Annotated in this window: 11 protein-coding genes; all 11 read left to right on the top strand. The window is 37.9% G+C overall.

The genetic code is table 11. The annotated features are described in order from the left end of the window. Positions 1–157 precede the first annotated feature (157 nt). The 11 genes from ruvB to BM084_RS12200 all read left to right on the top strand — a co-directional run bounded on the left by ruvB (position 158) and on the right by BM084_RS12200 (position 18554). Complete coding sequence (gene ruvB, locus BM084_RS12250) at positions 158–1186, top strand: Holliday junction branch migration DNA helicase RuvB (RefSeq protein ID WP_093305051.1); 1029 nt, start codon at positions 158–160, stop codon at positions 1184–1186. A gap of 3 nt (positions 1187–1189) precedes the next feature. Continuing rightward, positions 1190–2524 (top strand): cytochrome P450, encoded by a 1335-nt coding sequence (locus tag BM084_RS12245; RefSeq protein WP_075325650.1) that lies wholly within the window; start codon positions 1190–1192, stop codon positions 2522–2524. Positions 2525–2763: 239 nt separating this feature from the next. Next, positions 2764–3246, top strand: coding sequence for a nuclear transport factor 2 family protein (locus BM084_RS12240; protein ID WP_093305048.1), 483 nt, complete (start codon positions 2764–2766; stop codon positions 3244–3246). 104 nt (positions 3247–3350) lie between these two features. Beyond that, positions 3351–4280: a tRNA epoxyqueuosine(34) reductase QueG gene (gene queG, locus BM084_RS12235; protein WP_075325652.1), complete on the top strand. Its 930-nt coding sequence runs from the start codon at positions 3351–3353 to the stop codon at positions 4278–4280. Positions 4281–4490: 210 nt separating this feature from the next. Next, on the top strand, positions 4491–6776 hold the full coding sequence (locus BM084_RS12230; RefSeq protein ID WP_093305046.1) for an NADP-dependent malic enzyme: 2286 nt from the start codon (positions 4491–4493) through the stop codon (positions 6774–6776). Positions 6777–6947: 171 nt separating this feature from the next. Continuing rightward, positions 6948–7529, top strand: a complete 582-nt coding sequence (gene ruvA / locus BM084_RS12225; RefSeq protein WP_075325653.1) for a Holliday junction branch migration protein RuvA — start codon at positions 6948–6950, stop codon at positions 7527–7529. 25 nt (positions 7530–7554) lie between these two features. Then, entirely contained in the window at positions 7555–14709 is a 7155-nt protein-coding gene (gene sov / locus BM084_RS12220; RefSeq protein WP_449415957.1) for a T9SS outer membrane translocon Sov/SprA, read from the top strand. Between the two features lie 62 nt (positions 14710–14771). Then, positions 14772–15152 (top strand): glycine cleavage system protein GcvH, encoded by a 381-nt coding sequence (gcvH, locus tag BM084_RS12215; RefSeq protein ID WP_093305044.1) that lies wholly within the window; start codon positions 14772–14774, stop codon positions 15150–15152. Next, positions 15142–15546, top strand: a complete 405-nt coding sequence (locus BM084_RS12210) for a VanZ family protein (RefSeq protein ID WP_245764369.1) — start codon at positions 15142–15144, stop codon at positions 15544–15546. The genes gcvH and BM084_RS12210 overlap by 11 nt, the downstream gene beginning before the upstream one ends. 44 nt (positions 15547–15590) lie before the next feature. Further along, on the top strand, positions 15591–16313 hold the full coding sequence (locus tag BM084_RS12205; RefSeq protein WP_075325656.1) for an energy transducer TonB: 723 nt from the start codon (positions 15591–15593) through the stop codon (positions 16311–16313). A gap of 123 nt (positions 16314–16436) precedes the next feature. Then, complete coding sequence (locus BM084_RS12200) at positions 16437–18554, top strand: gliding motility protein RemB (protein ID WP_093305041.1); 2118 nt, start codon at positions 16437–16439, stop codon at positions 18552–18554. The last annotated feature ends 84 nt before the right edge of the window (positions 18555–18638 follow it).

Below are 18638 nucleotides of genomic sequence, written 5' to 3'. Positions count from 1 at the left end.
AAATTTTAAAACCTCTTCGTCAACGGAGAGGTTTTTTACTTTTTATAGGTTTTGTAAATACATTTTAATTGAATTTATAACTTAAGTTCTTTTAAATTTGGCCCGCGCTATTTTACTTATCTTTGTTAAACTAGCTTATCTTTAATTTTGCTGATTTATGAATGAAAACCTGGATCCCAGCGGAGAGAATTTTTCTCCTGAAGAATTTGATATCGAAAGGGCATTGCGCCCCTTAAGTTTTGATGATTTTGCCGGCCAGGATCAGGTTCTGGATAACCTTAAGGTTTTTGTGGAAGCTGCAAACCAACGCGGTGAAGCTTTAGACCATACCCTTTTTCACGGTCCTCCCGGCTTGGGGAAAACTACTTTAGCGCATATTTTGGCTAATGAATTGGAGGTAGGAATTAAAGTTACTTCAGGTCCCGTTTTGGATAAACCGGGTGACCTTGCGGGATTACTCACAAACCTTGAAGAACGCGATATTCTTTTTATAGACGAAATTCATAGGTTAAGTCCGGTTGTTGAAGAATATCTTTATTCAGCAATGGAAGATTACCGAATAGATATTATGATTGAATCTGGACCTAACGCCAGGACGGTTCAAATTAATCTAAACCCATTTACCCTAATAGGAGCCACCACACGCTCTGGCTTGCTAACAGGGCCTATGCGGGCGCGTTTTGGTATTTCCAGTCGCTTACAATATTATTCAACAGAATTGCTTTCAGATATTGTTCAACGTAGTTCAGAAATTCTTCGTGTGCCTATTTGCCTTGATGCTGCTATAGAGATTGCAGGGAGAAGCCGCGGAACACCTCGAATTGCGAATGCATTACTTCGTCGTGTTCGGGATTTTGCCCAAATTAAAGGCAATGGAAAGATTGATATGGAAATCGCTAAATACGGTCTAAAAGCTTTAAATGTAGATGCCCACGGTCTGGATGAAATGGATAATAAGATCCTGGAAACCATTATTGATAAATTTAAAGGTGGCCCGGTTGGTTTAACTACTTTATCTACCGCGGTAAGCGAAAGTGCTGAAACTATTGAAGAGGTTTACGAACCTTTTCTTATCCAACAGGGATTTATTTATAGAACCCCAAGAGGGAGGGAAGTTACCGAAGCTGCTTACAAACATTTGGGCAGGGTAAAAGGAGATATTCAGGGCGGACTTTTTAATCAGTAATTTATGACTGAAGATGGCAAAATACCTGAAGTATCTTTACTGAAATTCCTAAAGCATTCCGCCAATATTTTAAAGAATCCTCTGCCTTTTCACCATAATAATTTTCAGAAGAAAGGAGATACATTTCGGTTAAATATTGGATTTAATAAATCAGTAATATTTTCCAGGGATGCGGGACTGGTGGAATATGTACTTCAAAAGAATCAGAAGAACTTCGTGAAGTCTGAGATCCAGACTAAAGATCTGGTTAAATATGTTGGAAAAGGATTGCTTACTTCAGAAGGCGAACACTGGAAAAAACAACGAAAGCTAATTCAGCCTGCATTTCATAAAAAACAACTTGCTAATCTGCTTGATTCCATAAAGCAGGCAATATTATTGGAATATAAAAAGATTACAGTAAATGAAGAACTGGATATTTTTCCTATTTATAATGATCTTGCTTTTCAAACCGTGGTTAAATCTTTGTTTAGCAGTGCTGCGAATCAGGAAGAGATCAATAGGTTGCAATATATTACAGAAGAGACCCAGAAAATGCTTGTTAAGGAACTACGCCAGCCCTATTTGGGATGGTGGTTTAAAGCAAGCGGGAAGATTGATAGTTATCTTAAACTTACTGCCGAAGCCCGGAACATTCTAAGAAAGATTGTTCAGGAAAGAAGAGAGTCAAATGAAAAATATGATGATCTTTTAGATATGCTGCTGGAAGCAAAGTATGATGACGGGAATTTTATGGATGAGGAGCAACTTATTGATGAGATTCTAATACTTTTTACTGCCGGTCATGAGACTACTTCCAACTCACTAACCTTTACGGCTCAATTGCTGGCGTTAAATCCGGAATGGCAGGAGAAGATCTATGAAGAAATTTCTTCTTTAAAGGAACAGGATCTGGACTTAATGAGTTATGTGATCAAATGCCAGATTACCCAACAGGTGATTGAAGAGTCTATGAGACTATATCCGCCGGCATATTTTATAGATCGGGTTAACCTGGAAGAAGATGAATTCGAGGGAAAATATTTTCAGCCTGGATCTAATTTATTGTTTTCCATTCATGAGGTTCATCGTCATCCTGACTTATGGGAAGATCCCGATGCTTTTAAGCCGGAACGCTTCGCTGAGGGAGGAAGAAAATATTCATCTCAGTATTTCCCGTTTGGCGCCGGCCCCAGGAAATGTATAGGTAATAACTTTGCCATGTTCGAGATGATCATTGCAGTTACCGAATTAGTAAGCCAGTATAAAATAGTTCCTGGTTTTGATGAGATCGATATTAAGCCACTTATAACGCTCAAACCAAAAAATGCTATTCTAAAATTTCAATCAAGATCCTGATTTTATATTCCGCTAAAACCATCTACTTTATTATTGACCTGACTTTAGATCAATAAACAATCATTATTCCTTTTAATTCTTACTGAGCGCCCTTAAGTTTTCTAAAAAACTATTGTTCCGAGAGATCTCTCGGGAAACATCTTAAAAACCCCTGTAAACCCTTATTATTTTGTAAATCAAATGGTTGTACATTAAGTATCAATGTGTTTGAAAAAAATGTAACCTTAAAACTAAGTGTCATGAAAGCTAAAATGTTTATTCTAATTGCCTTACTTTTTGGATGCAGCTCGGCTTACTGCCAAACTGATCTGAGTAAGGAATATGCGCAAGAAAAGGAGGAAGTGAAGTATGCTCTTGAGGAGATAGAGCAAAGCATACGAAATAATGATACTGACAAATTAATCTCGATGCACGCCTACGGGCCAAAATTTACCGAATTCCAGGATGGCGGAAAAAGACAGGGGCCTGAAGAAAATGAAGAATTCGAACGAAATTTTCTTGGAACCATTACTGCAGTTGAAAAGTGGGATTGGGAAGATCTGGAAATCCATATATATGGTGGTGACGTAGCTAATGTAACTTTCCATGCCAATTTCAAATTTGAAAGGGGCGAAGAAGCTTATGATTTTAAGATGCAGGGAACTTTACTTTTTATTAAAACCAGTGATGGCTGGAAAATTACCCATGAGCATATGGCTCCTCTAGCCGAAAACACACCATAGGCAAATATTCCATATTTTTTTCAGAGCCAGGATATATTATTGTTTCCAGAGCTCTTGGTTTTTAAATCCTTCAAATGTTTTAAAAATCGCATCTTTGTAAAACTATGAAGGATACTCTGAAGGAAGCTTACACAAAGTTGATAAAATCCGAAGCCGAACGCCTCGGATTTTTATCTTGTGGAATTTCTAAAGCAGAATTCCTTGAAAAGGAAGCGCCGCGCCTTGAAGAATTTCTCAAGAAAAATCGTCACGGCGAAATGCGCTGGATGGAGAATAACTTTGATAAGCGTTTGGATCCTACAAAACTCGTAGAGGGTTCTAAAAGTGTGATTTCACTTTTGCTGAATTATTATCCTGAAGAAACCCAGAGGAACGATTCTTATAAAATTAGCAAATACGCATATGGCCGGGATTATCATTTTGTAATTAAAGATAAACTGAAGCAACTATTGCAGTTTATGCAAGATGAAATTGGAGAGATTGATGGGCGGGCTTTTGTAGATTCAGCGCCGGTTATGGATAAAGTTTGGGCTGCTAAAAGCGGACTCGGCTGGATTGGAAAACACTCCAATTTACTTTCCAAACAAACCGGTTCTTTCTATTTTATAGCTGAATTGATTGTAGATCTCGAGTTGGAATACGATACTCCGGTTACCGATCACTGCGGAAGCTGTACCGCCTGCATAGACGCCTGCCCAACCGATGCTATTGTTGAACCTTACAAAGTAGATGGGAGTAAATGTATCTCGTATTTCACGATAGAGCTAAAAGATGAACTGCCTAACTCCTATAAAAACCAGTTTGAAGACTGGATGTTTGGCTGCGATATTTGTCAGGATGTTTGCCCGTGGAACCGTTTTTCAAAACCTCACAACGAACCATTGCTTAATCCGCATCCAGAATTATTAGAAAAAGATAAACAGGGCTGGGAAGAACTTACCAAAGAAACTTTTAATGAGATCTTTAGAAAATCGGCTGTGAAAAGAACAAAATTTGAAGGGTTAAAGCGAAATATTGAATTTATAAGCAAATAATATTAAAGTTTTAACCTCAGTAAACTGCAAGAATCATTAAAATTTATAAGCTTTTCAGGCTAAAACAGCTCCTCTTTTATTAAATTTTCATTAAAATACGGGAGATAAAATAATCCGTCAATTTTCTGAATTTTAAGTTTTCTTTTTTCCGCTAGAGTTCAATATTGAAACCAAGCTTGCTACCTTTGTAGTAAGTAGAAAAATTAAATTATGAGCAATAATCCTAGAAAAAGAAGAGAAGCACTGGTTTACCATGCCAAACCCAAGCCCGGGAAAATAGAGGTAGTACCTACAAAAAAGTATGCAACACAAAGAGATCTTTCCCTGGCATATTCCCCTGGGGTGGCAGAACCTTGCCTGGAGATAGAAAAAGATAAAGAAAACGCTTATAAATATACTACCAAAGGAAACCTTGTTGCCGTTATCTCTAATGGAACCGCTGTTTTAGGTCTTGGAGACATTGGTCCAGAAGCCTCTAAGCCGGTTATGGAGGGTAAAGGTTTGCTCTTTAAGATTTTTGCCGATATTGATGTTTTTGATATTGAAGTAGATACTAAAGATGTAGATAAATTCATTGAAACGGTTAAAAATATCGCTCCAACTTTTGGCGGAATTAACCTTGAAGATATTAAAGCTCCCGAAGCTTTTGAGATAGAAAAGCGATTAAAAGCTGAGCTGGATATTCCCGTAATGCATGACGACCAGCACGGGACAGCCATCATTTCGGCTGCGGCTTTACTAAATGCACTGGAGCTTGCTAAGAAAAAGATGGAAAAAGTGAAGATCGTGATAAGCGGTGCCGGTGCGGCAGCGGTTTCATGTACTAAACTTTATAAAGCTTTTGGAGCAAAAGCTGAAAATATTATAATGACAGATAGTAAGGGCGTAATTAGAAAAGATCGTCCAAACCTGTCTGAAGAAAAAATAGAGTTTGCTACTTCCAGGAAAATAGATACCCTGGAGGAAGCCATGAAAGATGCCGATGTATTTGTTGGCCTTTCTATCGCCGATATTGTTTCTCCAGAGATGCTAAAAAGTATGGCGAAACGCCCTATCGTTTTTGCCATGGCCAATCCAAATCCCGAGATTGATTATCAACTGGCAATGGATACCCGTAAGGATATTATTATGGCTACGGGAAGAAGTGACCACCCCAACCAGGTGAATAATGTACTTGGATTTCCGTTTATTTTCAGGGGAGCCTTAGATGTTAGGGCCACAAAGATTAACGAGGAAATGAAAATGGCCGCGGTAAAAGCTTTAGCCGAAATGGCCAAGGAACCCGTACCCGAGCAGGTGAACATCGCTTATGGAGAAACCCGTTTAAATTTTGGTTCAGATTATATTATTCCAAAGCCATTTGATCCGCGTTTAATTGCTAAAGTGCCACCGGCAGTGGCCAGAGCTGCAATGGAAAGCGGTGTGGCGAGACAACCTATTCAGGATTGGGATAGGTATGAAGAAGAACTGCTTGAAAGAATGGGCAGTGATAACAAGATCACAAGGTTGTTGCTAAACCGTGCAAAAATGAATCCTAAACGAATTGTTTTTGCTGAAGCTGATCATCTTGATGTGCTTAAAGCAGCACAAATTGTGCACGATGAAGGAATCGCTATTCCAATTTTACTGGGCCGCCGAAAGCTTATTGAAGAATTAATGGCAGAAATAGACTTCCACGAAGAAGTTGCTATTATAGATCCAAAATCTGATGAGGAAGAAGAGCATAGAAAAGCTTACGCGCAGGTTTATTGGAAGACGAGAAACCGTAGCGGTGTAACGCTTTATGATGCCGAAAAACTAATGCGGGAACGTAATTATTTTGCCGCCATGATGGTTAACGAAGGTGATGCCGATGGCTTGCTTTCAGGATATTCCAGGGCCTACCCGGCAGTAGTAAAACCTATGCTGGAACTTATTGGTATGGCTCCGGGAGTTACCCGTGTAGCCGCCACCAACCTTATGAATACGTCTAGAGGTCCTCTTTTTATAAGTGATACTTCTATTAATATAGATCCGCCGGCAAAAGATCTTGCTAAAATTGCCCAAATGACGGCGAGAACTGTGCAATTATTTGGTTTAGAACCGGTAGTTGCTATGATGTCTTATGCCAATTTTGGTTCATCTAAAGATCCGCGTGCTACAAAAGTGAAAGAAGCTGTTTCTTATTTACACCGTAATCATCCTGAATTAAATGTAGATGGAGAGTTGCAGGCCGATTTTGCGCTTAACCGTGAAATGCTTCAAAATAAGTTCCCATTTTCAAAATTAGCGGGAAAAAAAGTAAATACTTTAATTTATCCTAATCTTGATTCAGCCAACAGTACTTATAAGCTAATTAAAGAACTTAACAAGGTAGATTCTATTGGCCCGATTATGATGGGAATGCGTAGGCCAGTTCATATTCTTCAGCTTGGCGCAAGTGTAGAAGAAATTGTGAATATGACTGCTGTAACTGTAGTTGATGCACAGGAAAAAGAAAAAAAACAAAAGAAGTAAGTTTACAAATTTGTACATAAGTTGAATTATTTCAATTTTGAGGTAAGTCCGAAGGATTTTTAAATTCGCTTATCGAGTAAAATAAGTTGCATATACAGTAGTTAAGCCCGAAGCAAAGATTTCGGGCTTAACTTTTATTTACTACATTTGGCTCGTTAAGTTTAAAATTTTATGATTCATCATCTTAAGGGGCAATTAATAGAGAAGAATCCTACCTACATAGTAATCGCTTGCAACGGCGTGGGGTACATGGTCAATATTTCTCTTCATACTTTTTCTCTCATACCAGATTCAGAAAATATAAGTATTTATACCCATTTACACGTTAAGGAAGATTCCCATACGCTTTATGGTTTTTATCAAAAGTCTGAAAGGGATATTTTTAGGCTGCTAATTTCGGTTTCGGGTGTGGGTACCAGTACGGCCAGGACAATGTTATCTTCTTTAGAACCCAACCAGGTTAAAGATGCTATTGCAAATGGCGATGTTCCCACCATACAAAGTGTAAAAGGAATTGGTGCTAAAACCGCACAGCGCGTAATTTTGGACCTAAAAGATAAAATATTGAAAGTCTATGGGGAAGACGAAGTTTTTGTTCCTCAGGACAATACTATAAAAGAAGAAGCGTTATCTGCATTAGAGACTCTCGGCTTCGCAAGAAAGCAGGCTACAAGGGTAGTAGATAAGATAATGAAAGATTCTAACAGCCCTACCGTAGAATCTATTATAAAAATGGCTCTTAAAAATTTGTAAAGAATTGAGGCACAATTACTGGAAATTGTCAACTTCGGTTAAGCTCAGCTTGTTGTTGTCATTGATAATTTCATTGAGTTCCACTGCACAGGAAACCCCTCAGGATACCACCGAAACCGGGTATACTTTGGGTGAAATAACGCTGCCTGATTCTGAATTAATCTCTTCTTTCTACGAATACGATCCTATTTTAGACCGGTATATTTATCGGGAGCAGTTGGGAGATTTAGATCTTTCTATCCCTTTAATTTTAACTCCTGAAGAATACGAAAACCTGGTCTTAGATGAAGAAATGCGCAATTATTTTAAGCAGAAAATTGATGCGCAGGCCGGGCGAAAAGAAGGAGCAGCGGAAATTCAGCGAGATTTATTGCCAGATTTTTACGTAAATAATAGTTTTTTTGAAAGCATTTTTGGTGGCTCAGAAATTAATATTGTTCCGCAGGGAACGGTAGAGATGGATTTGGGTTTGCTTTACACCAAACAGGATAACCCGGCTTTTTCTCCAAGGAACAGGCAAAACCTCACTTTCGATTTCGATCAGCGAATTAGTTTAAGCCTGCTTGGGCAAATAGGGGAACGCTTACAAATCACCGCCAATTACGATACAGAATCTACATTTGATTTTCAAAATCAATTAAAGTTAGAATACACGCCTACCGAAGATGATATTGTAAGAAAAATTGAAGTAGGAAATGTAAATATGCCGCTCAATAATGCGCTAATGCAGGGCGCACAAAGTTTGTTCGGATTTAAAACCGAATTACAATTTGGAAAAACCCGAATTACCGGTGTGTTTTCTGAACAGAAATCAGAACGAAGAACGGTAAATGTGGAAGGTGGATCTACTGTAGAAGAATTTGAAAAGTTTGCACTGGATTACGACCAGGATCGTCACTTTTTTCTTTCTCATTATTTTAGAGACAACTATGATGAGGCGCTTAAAAATTATCCTTTTATAAATACCAATATTCAGATTAAAAGGGTGCAGGTTTGGGTAACCAATAGAACCAATAATGTTCAAAACCTAACCGATACGAGGAATATTGTCGCTATCCAGGATTTGGGAGAAACTAATTTACCGGGAAATATAGGTTTAGATAACATTCCAGCAGGGTTTTTTAATCAGCCAGGAGGAAGTTTTCCAGATAACGAGAATAACGATTTTAATCCATTTGGTATAAATGGTTCGGCAGAATCTGTGCTTACGTCCGCAATTAGAGATGTGGCAACGGTAGATAATGGTTTTGGCGGAGTTCAGGTTTCAGAAGGGCTGGATTATGTAAAATTGGAGAATGCAAGACAATTGCAGCCCAACGAATATAGTTTGAACACCCAACTTGGTTATATTTCCTTAAACCAGCGATTAAGCAATGATGAAATTTTAGCCATCGCCTTTCAGTATACGGTAAACGGTGAAGTTTACCAGGTTGGAGAATTCGCCAACGATGGCGTGAATGCAACAGGAGACAATAATCCTGCTCAAAACCCAACACAAGATCCCAATGAGCCGGTAACAAACCAGCGCATAAACCAGAACCTGGTGGTTAAAATGCTAAAAAGCACTATTACAAATGTAGATGAGCCTGTTTGGGATTTAATGATGAAAAATATTTATAGTCTTGGCGCTTATCAATTAGAGCGGGAAGATTTTAGAATGAATATTTTATATACAGATCCGCAGCCACTAAATTATATAAAACCTGCTGGTGATGGCTCGGTACCATTGCCTGAAGATGTTAGGGAAGCCCCATTGCTTAGGGTTTTTAACCTCGATAAATTAAATAACAATAACGACCCTATAAATGGTGGAGATGGTTTCTTTGATTATGTGCCTGGTCTAACAATAGATCCACAAAATGGAAATATAATTTTTACTTCGGTAGAACCCTTTGGGCGGCATTTATTTGAAAAACTTGATAACTCCCCCAATACCGGAACCGAAGATTATAATAATCCCGAAACCTGGAATGCCAATCAACAAAAATATGTTTTTAGGTCTTTATATCGAACCACGAGAACACAGGCAGAACAGGAAGATGCCGATAAGAATAAATTTCAGTTAAAAGGGAGATATAAATCGGGCGAAGTTGAAGGGATTCCTATTGGCTTTAACCTTCCGCCGGGATCTGTTACCGTAACTGCCGGGGGTAGGTTGTTGCAGGAAGGTGTAGATTATGTAGTGAATTATGAATTGGGAAGAGTTCAAATTATAGACGAAGCTTTGTTAGCTTCAGATATTCCAATCCAGGTAAATACCGAAAATAATGCCTTGTTTGGGCAGCAAACCAAACGTTTTACAGGGATAAATGTAGAACATCAGTTTAATGAAAATTTCCTGGTTGGTGCTACTTTCCTAAACCTCAAGGAACGCCCGCTAACCCAAAAAGCAAATTACAGTTACGAGCCCATAAATAATTCAATTTTCGGTTTTAATGTGAATTATTCTACCGAGGTTCCTTTGTTTACAAGGCTGGTAAATAAGTTGCCCAACATAGATACCGATGTACCTTCTAACTTTTCGGTAACTGGAGAATTTGCCTATTTACAACCTGGGGCACCGGCAATTAACGATTTTCAGGGAAAAGCAACCACCTATATAGACGATTTTGAAGCAGCGCAAACTACAATAGATATTAGTGCTCCATTAAGTTGGGAATTAAGTAGTGTTCCGCTTGGGTATGGTGGGGAACGCGCCAATGGCGATATAAAGGTGGGTGATAAAAGGGCGAAATTGGCCTGGTATACTATAGATCCTATTTTTTATAGCAGTAACCGCCCCAATGGGATTACAGATAACGATATTTCTACCTACGCAACAAGAAGAGTTGCCTTGAGCGAAATTTTTCCGAATACCGATGTAGTGCAAGGACAGCCCCAGGTGGTGTACACTATGGATGTAGCTTATTTTCCTGAAGAACGTGGGCCTTATAATTTTAACCCTGCAGCCACAAATGGATCCCTGCCCAATCCTTCGGAAAGTTTTGGAGGAATAATGCGCGGAATAAATACTACCAATTTTGAACAAAGCAATGTAGAGTTTATAGAATTTTGGGTAATGGACCCTTATATTTATTCTGAAAATAGGGGAAATTCAGCGGGAACTATCAATTTTAATTTAGGGAATATTTCTGAAGATGTTCTGAAAGATGGTCGTAAACAATATGAAAACGGTTTGCCCGCTAGTGGTGGCGCAGAAAATACCATAGAAACGCAGGTTGCCAAAGTCCCTGCAGACCAATCCTTAATTTATGCTTTTGATTCTGAAGGGGAAGAGCGAACCAACCAGGATGTGGGTTATGACGGTCTATCAGATGCGCAAGAATCATTAAAATTTCCTGAATTCAGCAATTTACCCGATCCTGCGGCAGATAATTACGATTATTTTCTAAATACCGATGGCGATATAGTTAATCGCTACCGGAATTATAACGGGCCAGATGGCAACTCGCCGCCAGAAGTTGGCGATACCAATAGGGGAAATACCACATTGCCAACTACTGAAGATGTGAACCGGGATAATACAATGAACACTATAGATAGTTATTTTGAATATAAAATACCTTTCTTCCCTGGGATGGGCGTAGAAAATAATCAATATATAACGGACGAGAAAGAACTTACCACCACGCTTAGAAATGGGAATGAACTCCCGGTGCGCTGGCTTCAGTTTAAAATTCCAATTTACGAGCCTACAGATGCTAAAGGAGGTATAGCCGATTATAGATCTATTCGTTTTATGAGAATGTTTCTTAGTGGCTTTGAAGAAGAAACTTTATTGCGCTTTGGAACTATGGAATTGGTGAGAGGCGACTACCGAAGGTATAATCGCGGTTTAAGAGATAGAAATATTCTTCCGGAAAATCAAAACACTCTTTTTGAAGTTTCAGCAGTAAATATTGAGGAAAACGAAAATAGGCAACCGGTGCCTTATGTTTTACCTCCGGGCGTAATTAGAGAAGAGCTTTTTGAAAATAATACCAATATAAGGCAAAACGAGCAATCACTTTCTCTTAGGGTTTGTGATCTGGAACCACAGGATGCGAGGGCGGTTTACAAAAATTTCCAGATAGATATGCGGCAGTATAAAAACCTTGAAATGTTTTTACACGCTGAATCGCTACCCAACCAAACTCCTTTAAAAGAGGGACAGTTGGTAGCTTTTGTAAGAATGGGAACCGATTTTACCGATAATTATTATCAAATTGAAATTCCATTAAGTCCCACGGCTTTTGGCGCGATGACTGCTGAAGATATCTGGCCGGAAGTTAACCGAATGAATCTTCCGTTGGAACTACTTCAACGCGTAAAAACGGGTGTTTTAGGAGATCCTTCTTTAAATTCTGGAGAATTAAATTTCTTTACCGAAAACCTGAAATTAATTGACGAAGAAGACTCCTATGAAATGGATCAATTACGCCTTGGGATAAAAGGAAACCCCAGTTTTGGAAATGTAAGAGTATTAATGTTAGGTTTAAAAAATGGAACTCCCACCAATGGGGTTCAGGATTTATGTGGAGAGGTTTGGTTTAACGAATTAAGACTTTCAGATCTTGATAATGAAGGCGGTTGGGCAACAATAGTTAATATGGACACCAATTTTTCTGATTTTGCTACGGTTGCCGCTACCGGTAGAAAAAGTACCGTGGGGTTTGGAACAATAGAACAGGGGCCAAATCAGCGGAGCCGGGAAAATTCACAACAATATGATGTGGTGACCAATATAAATGCCGGCCAGTTACTTCCAGAAAAATGGGGTGTGAAAATTCCGTTTAATTATAGTAGGGGCGAGGAGTTAATTACACCAAAATACGACCAGGAATTTCTTGATTTAGAACTGGAAACAAGACTTGCCGATATTGTAGATCCTGTAGAAAGAGATAGGGTAAAAAAACAATCGCAGTCTTATACAAAACGGCAAAGTGTAAATATTATAGGCTTGCGGAAGGAACGCACTGGCGAGGCAAAACCCATGCCTTATGATATAGAGAATTTTGCTTTTACAACTTCTTATAATCAGGTAGATCATCGGGATTTTGAAATTGAAGAGTCTTTAAACCAAAATGTAAGAGCCGGGGCAACCTACGAGTTTAATTTTGAACCCAGACAGGTAGAACCTTTCAAAAATATTTCGGCTTTAGATAGCAGCGATTATTATTCCCTGGTAAGAGATTTTAATGTGAATTTACTGCCTTCTAATATAAATGCGAGTTCTACGATTTTAAGACAATACAACGAACAAAAATTTAGATCCCTGGAACTCTCAGACGATGATTTGGGAATTCCAACACTTTACCAGCGAAACTATATGTTTAACTGGGAATATGGTGTAAATTATAATCTTACTAATTCTCTAAATTTCAGCTTCAACGCTTCCAATAATCGAATAGTAAGAAATTATATAGATGAAGACGGTTTTGCCAACAATACGATTGGGGTTTGGGATAATTTTTTCAGTATAGGCACACCAGATTTGCATTATCAAAATCTGCAGGTTAATTACGATCTTCCTTTTGATAAAATTCCTGTGCTGGAATTTATAAATGCTACGTATTCTTATACAGGCGATTTCCAATGGCAACGCGGTTCCAGGATTTACGAAAACCTGGAAGGAATTCCAGATATTGGAAATAGTGTTCAGAATTCAAGTTCTCACCAAATAAATGCAAGTTTAGATATGGAGAGCCTGTATTCTTACCTGGGGCTGGAAAAGAAAGAAGGGCGTGGAGGCCAAACTATAAAGCAACGAAGCGCCGGGGTGCCTACATTAGATGGAAGTCCACGAGATGCAGAGCGAACCCAAAATACCCAAGTGGTTGAGAAAACTAGCAAGAGCTTTAATACGTTTGTAGATTTTGTAACTATTTTAAGTAGACTGCAGGTAAACTATCGCGAAAATGAAGGGACTTTTCTTCCCGGTTATACTCCCAGCGTGGGGTTTATGGGCACCTTGCAGCCCAGTACAGCCTTTACTTTTGGTTGGCAGGATGAAGTTAGGTATACCGCTGCCAGAAGAGGTTGGTTAACCTTATTCCAAAATTTTAACCAACAGTATTCTACACTTAAAAACGAGCAATTAGACGTTCAGGCTTCGCTGGATATTGTTCCAGATCTTACTGTAGATATTAGCGCAAATAGGAATTATTCAGAAAATTTCTCAGAGAATTATAGGGTAAATCCTACTACCATGGAATATATTTCTTTGACGCCTTATAATTATGGGAATTTTAATATTTCTACTATTCTAATAAAAACCGCCTTTAATCAGTCAGATGAGCAATCTTCTGAAACTTTTGAAAACTTTAGGGAAAATCGCCTAAATATTGCTCGCCGTATTGCTCAGGAGAGAGGTTTAGATCCCAATAATGTAGATGAAGACGGTTATCCGGTAGGAATAGGAAAAACAAACCAGGCCGTTTTATTACCGGCTTTTGTTTCGGCCTATGCAGGGAAAGATCCCGAAGATATTAAGCTGGGAGCTTTTAGAGATATGCCTTTGCCAAACTGGAATATGAAGTATACCGGTTTAATGCGAATTGGTTGGTTTAAAGATAAATTCAGAAGAATTTCCATCAATCATGGCTACCAGTCTAACTATACCATTAATCAATTTCAAACAAACCTGGATTACGATCCCGAGAATGAATTTGAAACCAACCAAGCCGGGGATTTTAAAAACCCAATGCTGTATTCTAATATTGTTTTAACTGAATTATTTACGCCGCTTTTCCGATTAGACCTGGAAACGAAAAATGCTATTCAGCTTTTAGCAGAAGTAAGAAAAGACCGAATGCTTTCCCTGAGTTTTGATAATAATTTATTGACTGAAACCACCGGAAACGAATATATTTTAGGTGCGGGTTATAGAATTAGCGATTTAAGGATTGCCACCGGCCTTGGAGGCACCAATCGTATTCTAAGCAGCGATCTTAATTTTAAAGCAGATGTTTCCTTTAGAAGAAATAAGAGTATTATAAGGTATTTAGATTTAGAAACCAGCCAGGTAATTGCCGGCCAGGATATATGGCGTATTAATTTTACAACAGATTATGCAATTTCCAGTAATCTAACGGCAATATTTTATTACGAACATAATTTCTCTGAATATGCAGTATCTACTGCATTTCCGCAAACAACCATAAGATCGGGTATTACACTTAGATATAATTTTGGAAATTAATTGAGGCTTGTTTGAAGTATTGCTTTAAAAAATTAACTTTGCTCTAATATAAAATAGAACTAATGAATATTCCACAAGATTTAAAGTACACCAAAGACCACGAATGGATTAAGGTAGAAGGTGATACGGCTACAATTGGTGTTACAGATTTTGCCCAGGGCGAATTAGGTGATATCGTTTATGTAGAAGTAGAAACCGTAGACGAAACCCTTGAAAGAGAAGAGGTTTTTGGAACAGTTGAAGCTGTAAAAACAGTTTCAGACCTTTATTTGCCTCTTTCTGGCGAAATTATTAAATTTAACGAGAGCCTTGAAGATGAGCCGGAAAAAGTAAATTCAGATCCTTACGGAGAAGGTTGGATGATTAAAATTAAATTTTCTGATGAATCTCAGCTGGAAGATCTTTTAAGTGCAGATGCCTACAAAGAAGTTCTTGGTAGCTAAAATAACTTTATTTGTAGCGAGCCTTTATATTATATTACTAACGGTTTCTTCTTTAGTGAAACTCGGTAAAATTAGTGTGGGGAGTTTTAATCCTACAGATAAACTTTTACATCTTGGGGCCTATTTTGGACTTGTAGCATTGTGGAAGGTATATTTTATGCAAAAAAATAGACCTCAAGCTACTTATAAAGGTCACCTATTTAAAATAGCCGGCCTCTCTATACTGTTTGGTATGTTAATTGAGGTTTTACAGGGTGTACTTACCAGTTATAGAGAACCAGATTGGTATGATATTTTGGCGAATACTGCTGGAATTTTGCTTGCTGTTATTATCTTTCTTCTCTTTGAAAAGAGTCTAAAAAGGTTAAATAGTAAGATTAATTTAATTTTTTAGAAAAAATATTTAATTTAGCAATCCTTATTAATCAATAACCTATTATGGAACCAAAGAAAAATCCAAAAGCCGATTTAACCAGAAGAAGTGTATTTTTTCTGCAATTGGGGCTTATTGTTGTTCTATTAATTACCTGGAGGGCAATTGAATGGAAGACTTATGACAAGGAAGCCATTGATACCGGCCAGTTAAATATGGACGATTTAGACGATGAAGAAATCCCAATTACAGAGATGCAGAATACACCTCCACCTCCTCCACCTCCACCTCCGGCACCAGAGGTTATTGAAGTTGTAGAGGATGAGGAAGAGGTAGAAGAAGACGAAATTGAGTCTACTGAAACCAATATGGATGAAATTGTTGAGGTAGAAGAGGTTGTTGAAGCACCCGTAGAAGAAGAGGTTGCAGATGTTCCCTTCGCTGTAATTGAAGATGTGCCAATCTTCCCGGGTTGTGAAAACCTAAATAACAACGAAGAGCGTAAGCAATGTATGAGCCAAAAGATTAGTCAGTTTGTAAACCGTGAGTTCGATACAGATCTTGGTGCAGAACTTGGCCTTTCTGGTGTAAACAGGGTAATTGTTCAGTTTAAGATAGATGAAAAAGGAAATATTACCAATGTTCAATCCAGAGCGCCCCACCCAAGGTTAGAGCGTGAAGCAGCAAGGGTAATTAATAAATTGCCTAGTATGCAACCGGGTAAACAACGTGGTAAGGCAGTAGGGGTTATGTACTCTTTACCAATTGTATTCCAAATTCAGGACTAAGACATTTATTTAGTATAAATTTAAATCCCGGGCTTGTCCCGGGATTTTTTATTTTAAGCTGGTTTACTCTATCTAAAAAAATGTATATTTCGAAGGTGTAACCAATCTTTCCCTACTTTAAGTATGAAGAACTACCTGTTTCTTCTTTTCTTGCTAAGTGCGATTATTTTAAAATCTCAGGCCCAGGATAATAGCCAGCGTTTTCCTGAATTTCTTCAATGTACCAATGTAGATTTTGCTAATAAAGAAACCTGCTTTAAAAATACCCTTACCAAATTTGTTCTGAATAATTACGAAGTTCCTTTAGAGGTAATACGAGAAAATTATAGGGGAGAAATCATTGTTATTTTTGAAGTTGATAAAACCGGAAATTTTAATGTTGTTTATACAGATGCAGCTTATGCAGAATTAAAGGAAGAAATGCAGCGTGTTTTTAATTTGTTGCCTCAAATTAAGCCGGCTACTTATAATTCCAGGCCAATTTTTGTCCAGTTTAAAATGCCTGTAAAAATTCCGTTGGAATTAAATACTGAAGATTTTTCTACTACCTCCCAGGTTGAACCTGATATTTCAGAAATCAATTTTCAGCAACCTCAAGAAGATGATCTGACTAATGAATATGATCAAATTCAATCGGAAGAATTTACGCGCCCTCGGTATGAAAGTCAGATAAATATTCCTTTATCGCATGAATACTACAGCCGTTTTGATGCTGAATTCAATAAAATAGGAGTGAATACTCACTCGGCTTCAAAGCCTTTGCTTTTTTCTGAAGTTTCTAAATATTATAATTTTAAAGCTGAAGAAAATAAAATGCTGCGGGATGCAGATTCCTGGTTTGGCAAAAAGTTATGGAATGAGCATTTGGTGCAATATCAAACCAAAGATTATTGGTTTACCCTGGATTTTGCTTTAGATCTTCAGTTAGGAAAAGATTTTCAGCAAACAGACTTCGATTTTACGTATAATAACACCCGTGCTCTTATTTTTCAGGGTGGTTTAGGGAAAAAGTTTAATTTTTATACGGTAGCTTACGAAAATCAGGGCAGGTTTGTCGATTATTACAATAGGTTTGCCGAATCTATTAGGCCAGATGGTGGCGATCCTGCTATAATACCCGGCAGGGGAATTGCAAAACCTTTTATGGACGAAGGTTATGATTATCCTGTAGCTGAAGGGTATTTATCTTACACACCCAATAAGTTTTTTAATCTTCAATTTGGCCACGGCAAAAACTTTATTGGAGACGGTTATCGCTCCCTTTTAATGAGTGATAATGCTTCACCATATCCTTATTTTAAACTCAACACCACGTTTTGGAAGTTAAAATATACCAATACCTGGATGTCTTTGCGTGATGTGAGACCGGCAGTTACAGAAAATGGTTCCTTTAGAACAAAATATATGGCCAACCATTACTTGAGTTATAATGTAACCAAAAGGCTTAATATTGGTTTATTTGAATCTGTGGTTTGGGAAAATGATAATAACCGGGGCTTCGATTTAAATTATTTGAACCCGGTAATTTTTTATCGGGCTATAGAATTTTCTACCGGGGCACGTGGCGGCAATGCACTTATTGGCCTTACTTCAAAATATAAATTTTCAGATGAAATTAATATCTATGGTCAAATGATTATAGATGAATTCTCTACTTCTGATGTTTTTGGTGGGAATCAAAGCTGGAAAAACAAACTTGGGTATCAATTGGGAGTGAAATATTTTGATGCTTTTAAAATTCCCGGGTTATTTCTGCAGGCAGAATATAACCAGGTACGGCCTTACACTTATTCGCATAACACAGGGGTTTTAAATTATGGGCATAATAACCAGTCTATGGCTCACTTGTGGGGCTCTAATTTCAGGGAGATTTTAGCTATTGCCCGCTATAAAAATGATAGATGGTATGGAAGTGCCAAAGTAATTTACGGCAATAGAGGTTTTGATTATAATATGGCAACAAACCAGGCTGCCTATGGAGGAGACATCTATACCAGCGAGCGCCAGCGGCCTTTTGATGTCGGTGTGAAAATTGGCCAGGGAAATACTACAACTTCTTTCTTTTCGAATATTGAAGCAGGTTATATTGTAAACCCGGCAACAAATTTAAAGCTTTACGGTAGTTTTATTTATCGCTCTTTTAACCCCGATGTAAAAACGCATCAAAATTATGAGAATACAACTTCCTGGATAAATTTTGGTTTACGTACCGATATTTTTAACTGGTATTACGATTATTAAATAAATTGCTAAATTACTATAGTATTTTAAGTAGTTTTATTCAATATTTTTTCATTTTCTTAAGTGCTGAAAATTAACATTTTT

This window comes from Salegentibacter agarivorans, assembly GCF_900113135.1.
Lineage (GTDB): Bacteria > Bacteroidota > Bacteroidia > Flavobacteriales > Flavobacteriaceae > Salegentibacter > Salegentibacter agarivorans.
Note: the sequence above shows the minus strand (reverse complement) of the source record. Positions and strands in the feature narration are given on the sequence as shown.

Bases quoted from the DNA above. Each gene is read 5' to 3' on its own strand.
- queG (WP_075325652.1), top strand. From the start codon at position 3,351: ATGAAGGATACTCTGAAGGAAGCTTACACAAAGTTGATAAAATCCGAA.
- gcvH (WP_093305044.1), top strand. From the start codon at position 14,772: ATGAATATTCCACAAGATTTAAAGTACACCAAAGACCACGAATGGATT.
- BM084_RS12240 (WP_093305048.1), top strand. From the start codon at position 2,764: ATGAAAGCTAAAATGTTTATTCTAATTGCCTTACTTTTTGGATGCAGC.
- BM084_RS12200 (WP_093305041.1), top strand. From the start codon at position 16,437: ATGAAGAACTACCTGTTTCTTCTTTTCTTGCTAAGTGCGATTATTTTA.
- ruvA (WP_075325653.1), top strand. From the start codon at position 6,948: ATGATTCATCATCTTAAGGGGCAATTAATAGAGAAGAATCCTACCTAC.
- BM084_RS12205 (WP_075325656.1), top strand. From the start codon at position 15,591: ATGGAACCAAAGAAAAATCCAAAAGCCGATTTAACCAGAAGAAGTGTA.
- ruvB (WP_093305051.1), top strand. From the start codon at position 158: ATGAATGAAAACCTGGATCCCAGCGGAGAGAATTTTTCTCCTGAAGAA.
- BM084_RS12245 (WP_075325650.1), top strand. From the start codon at position 1,190: ATGACTGAAGATGGCAAAATACCTGAAGTATCTTTACTGAAATTCCTA.
- BM084_RS12230 (WP_093305046.1), top strand. From the start codon at position 4,491: ATGAGCAATAATCCTAGAAAAAGAAGAGAAGCACTGGTTTACCATGCC.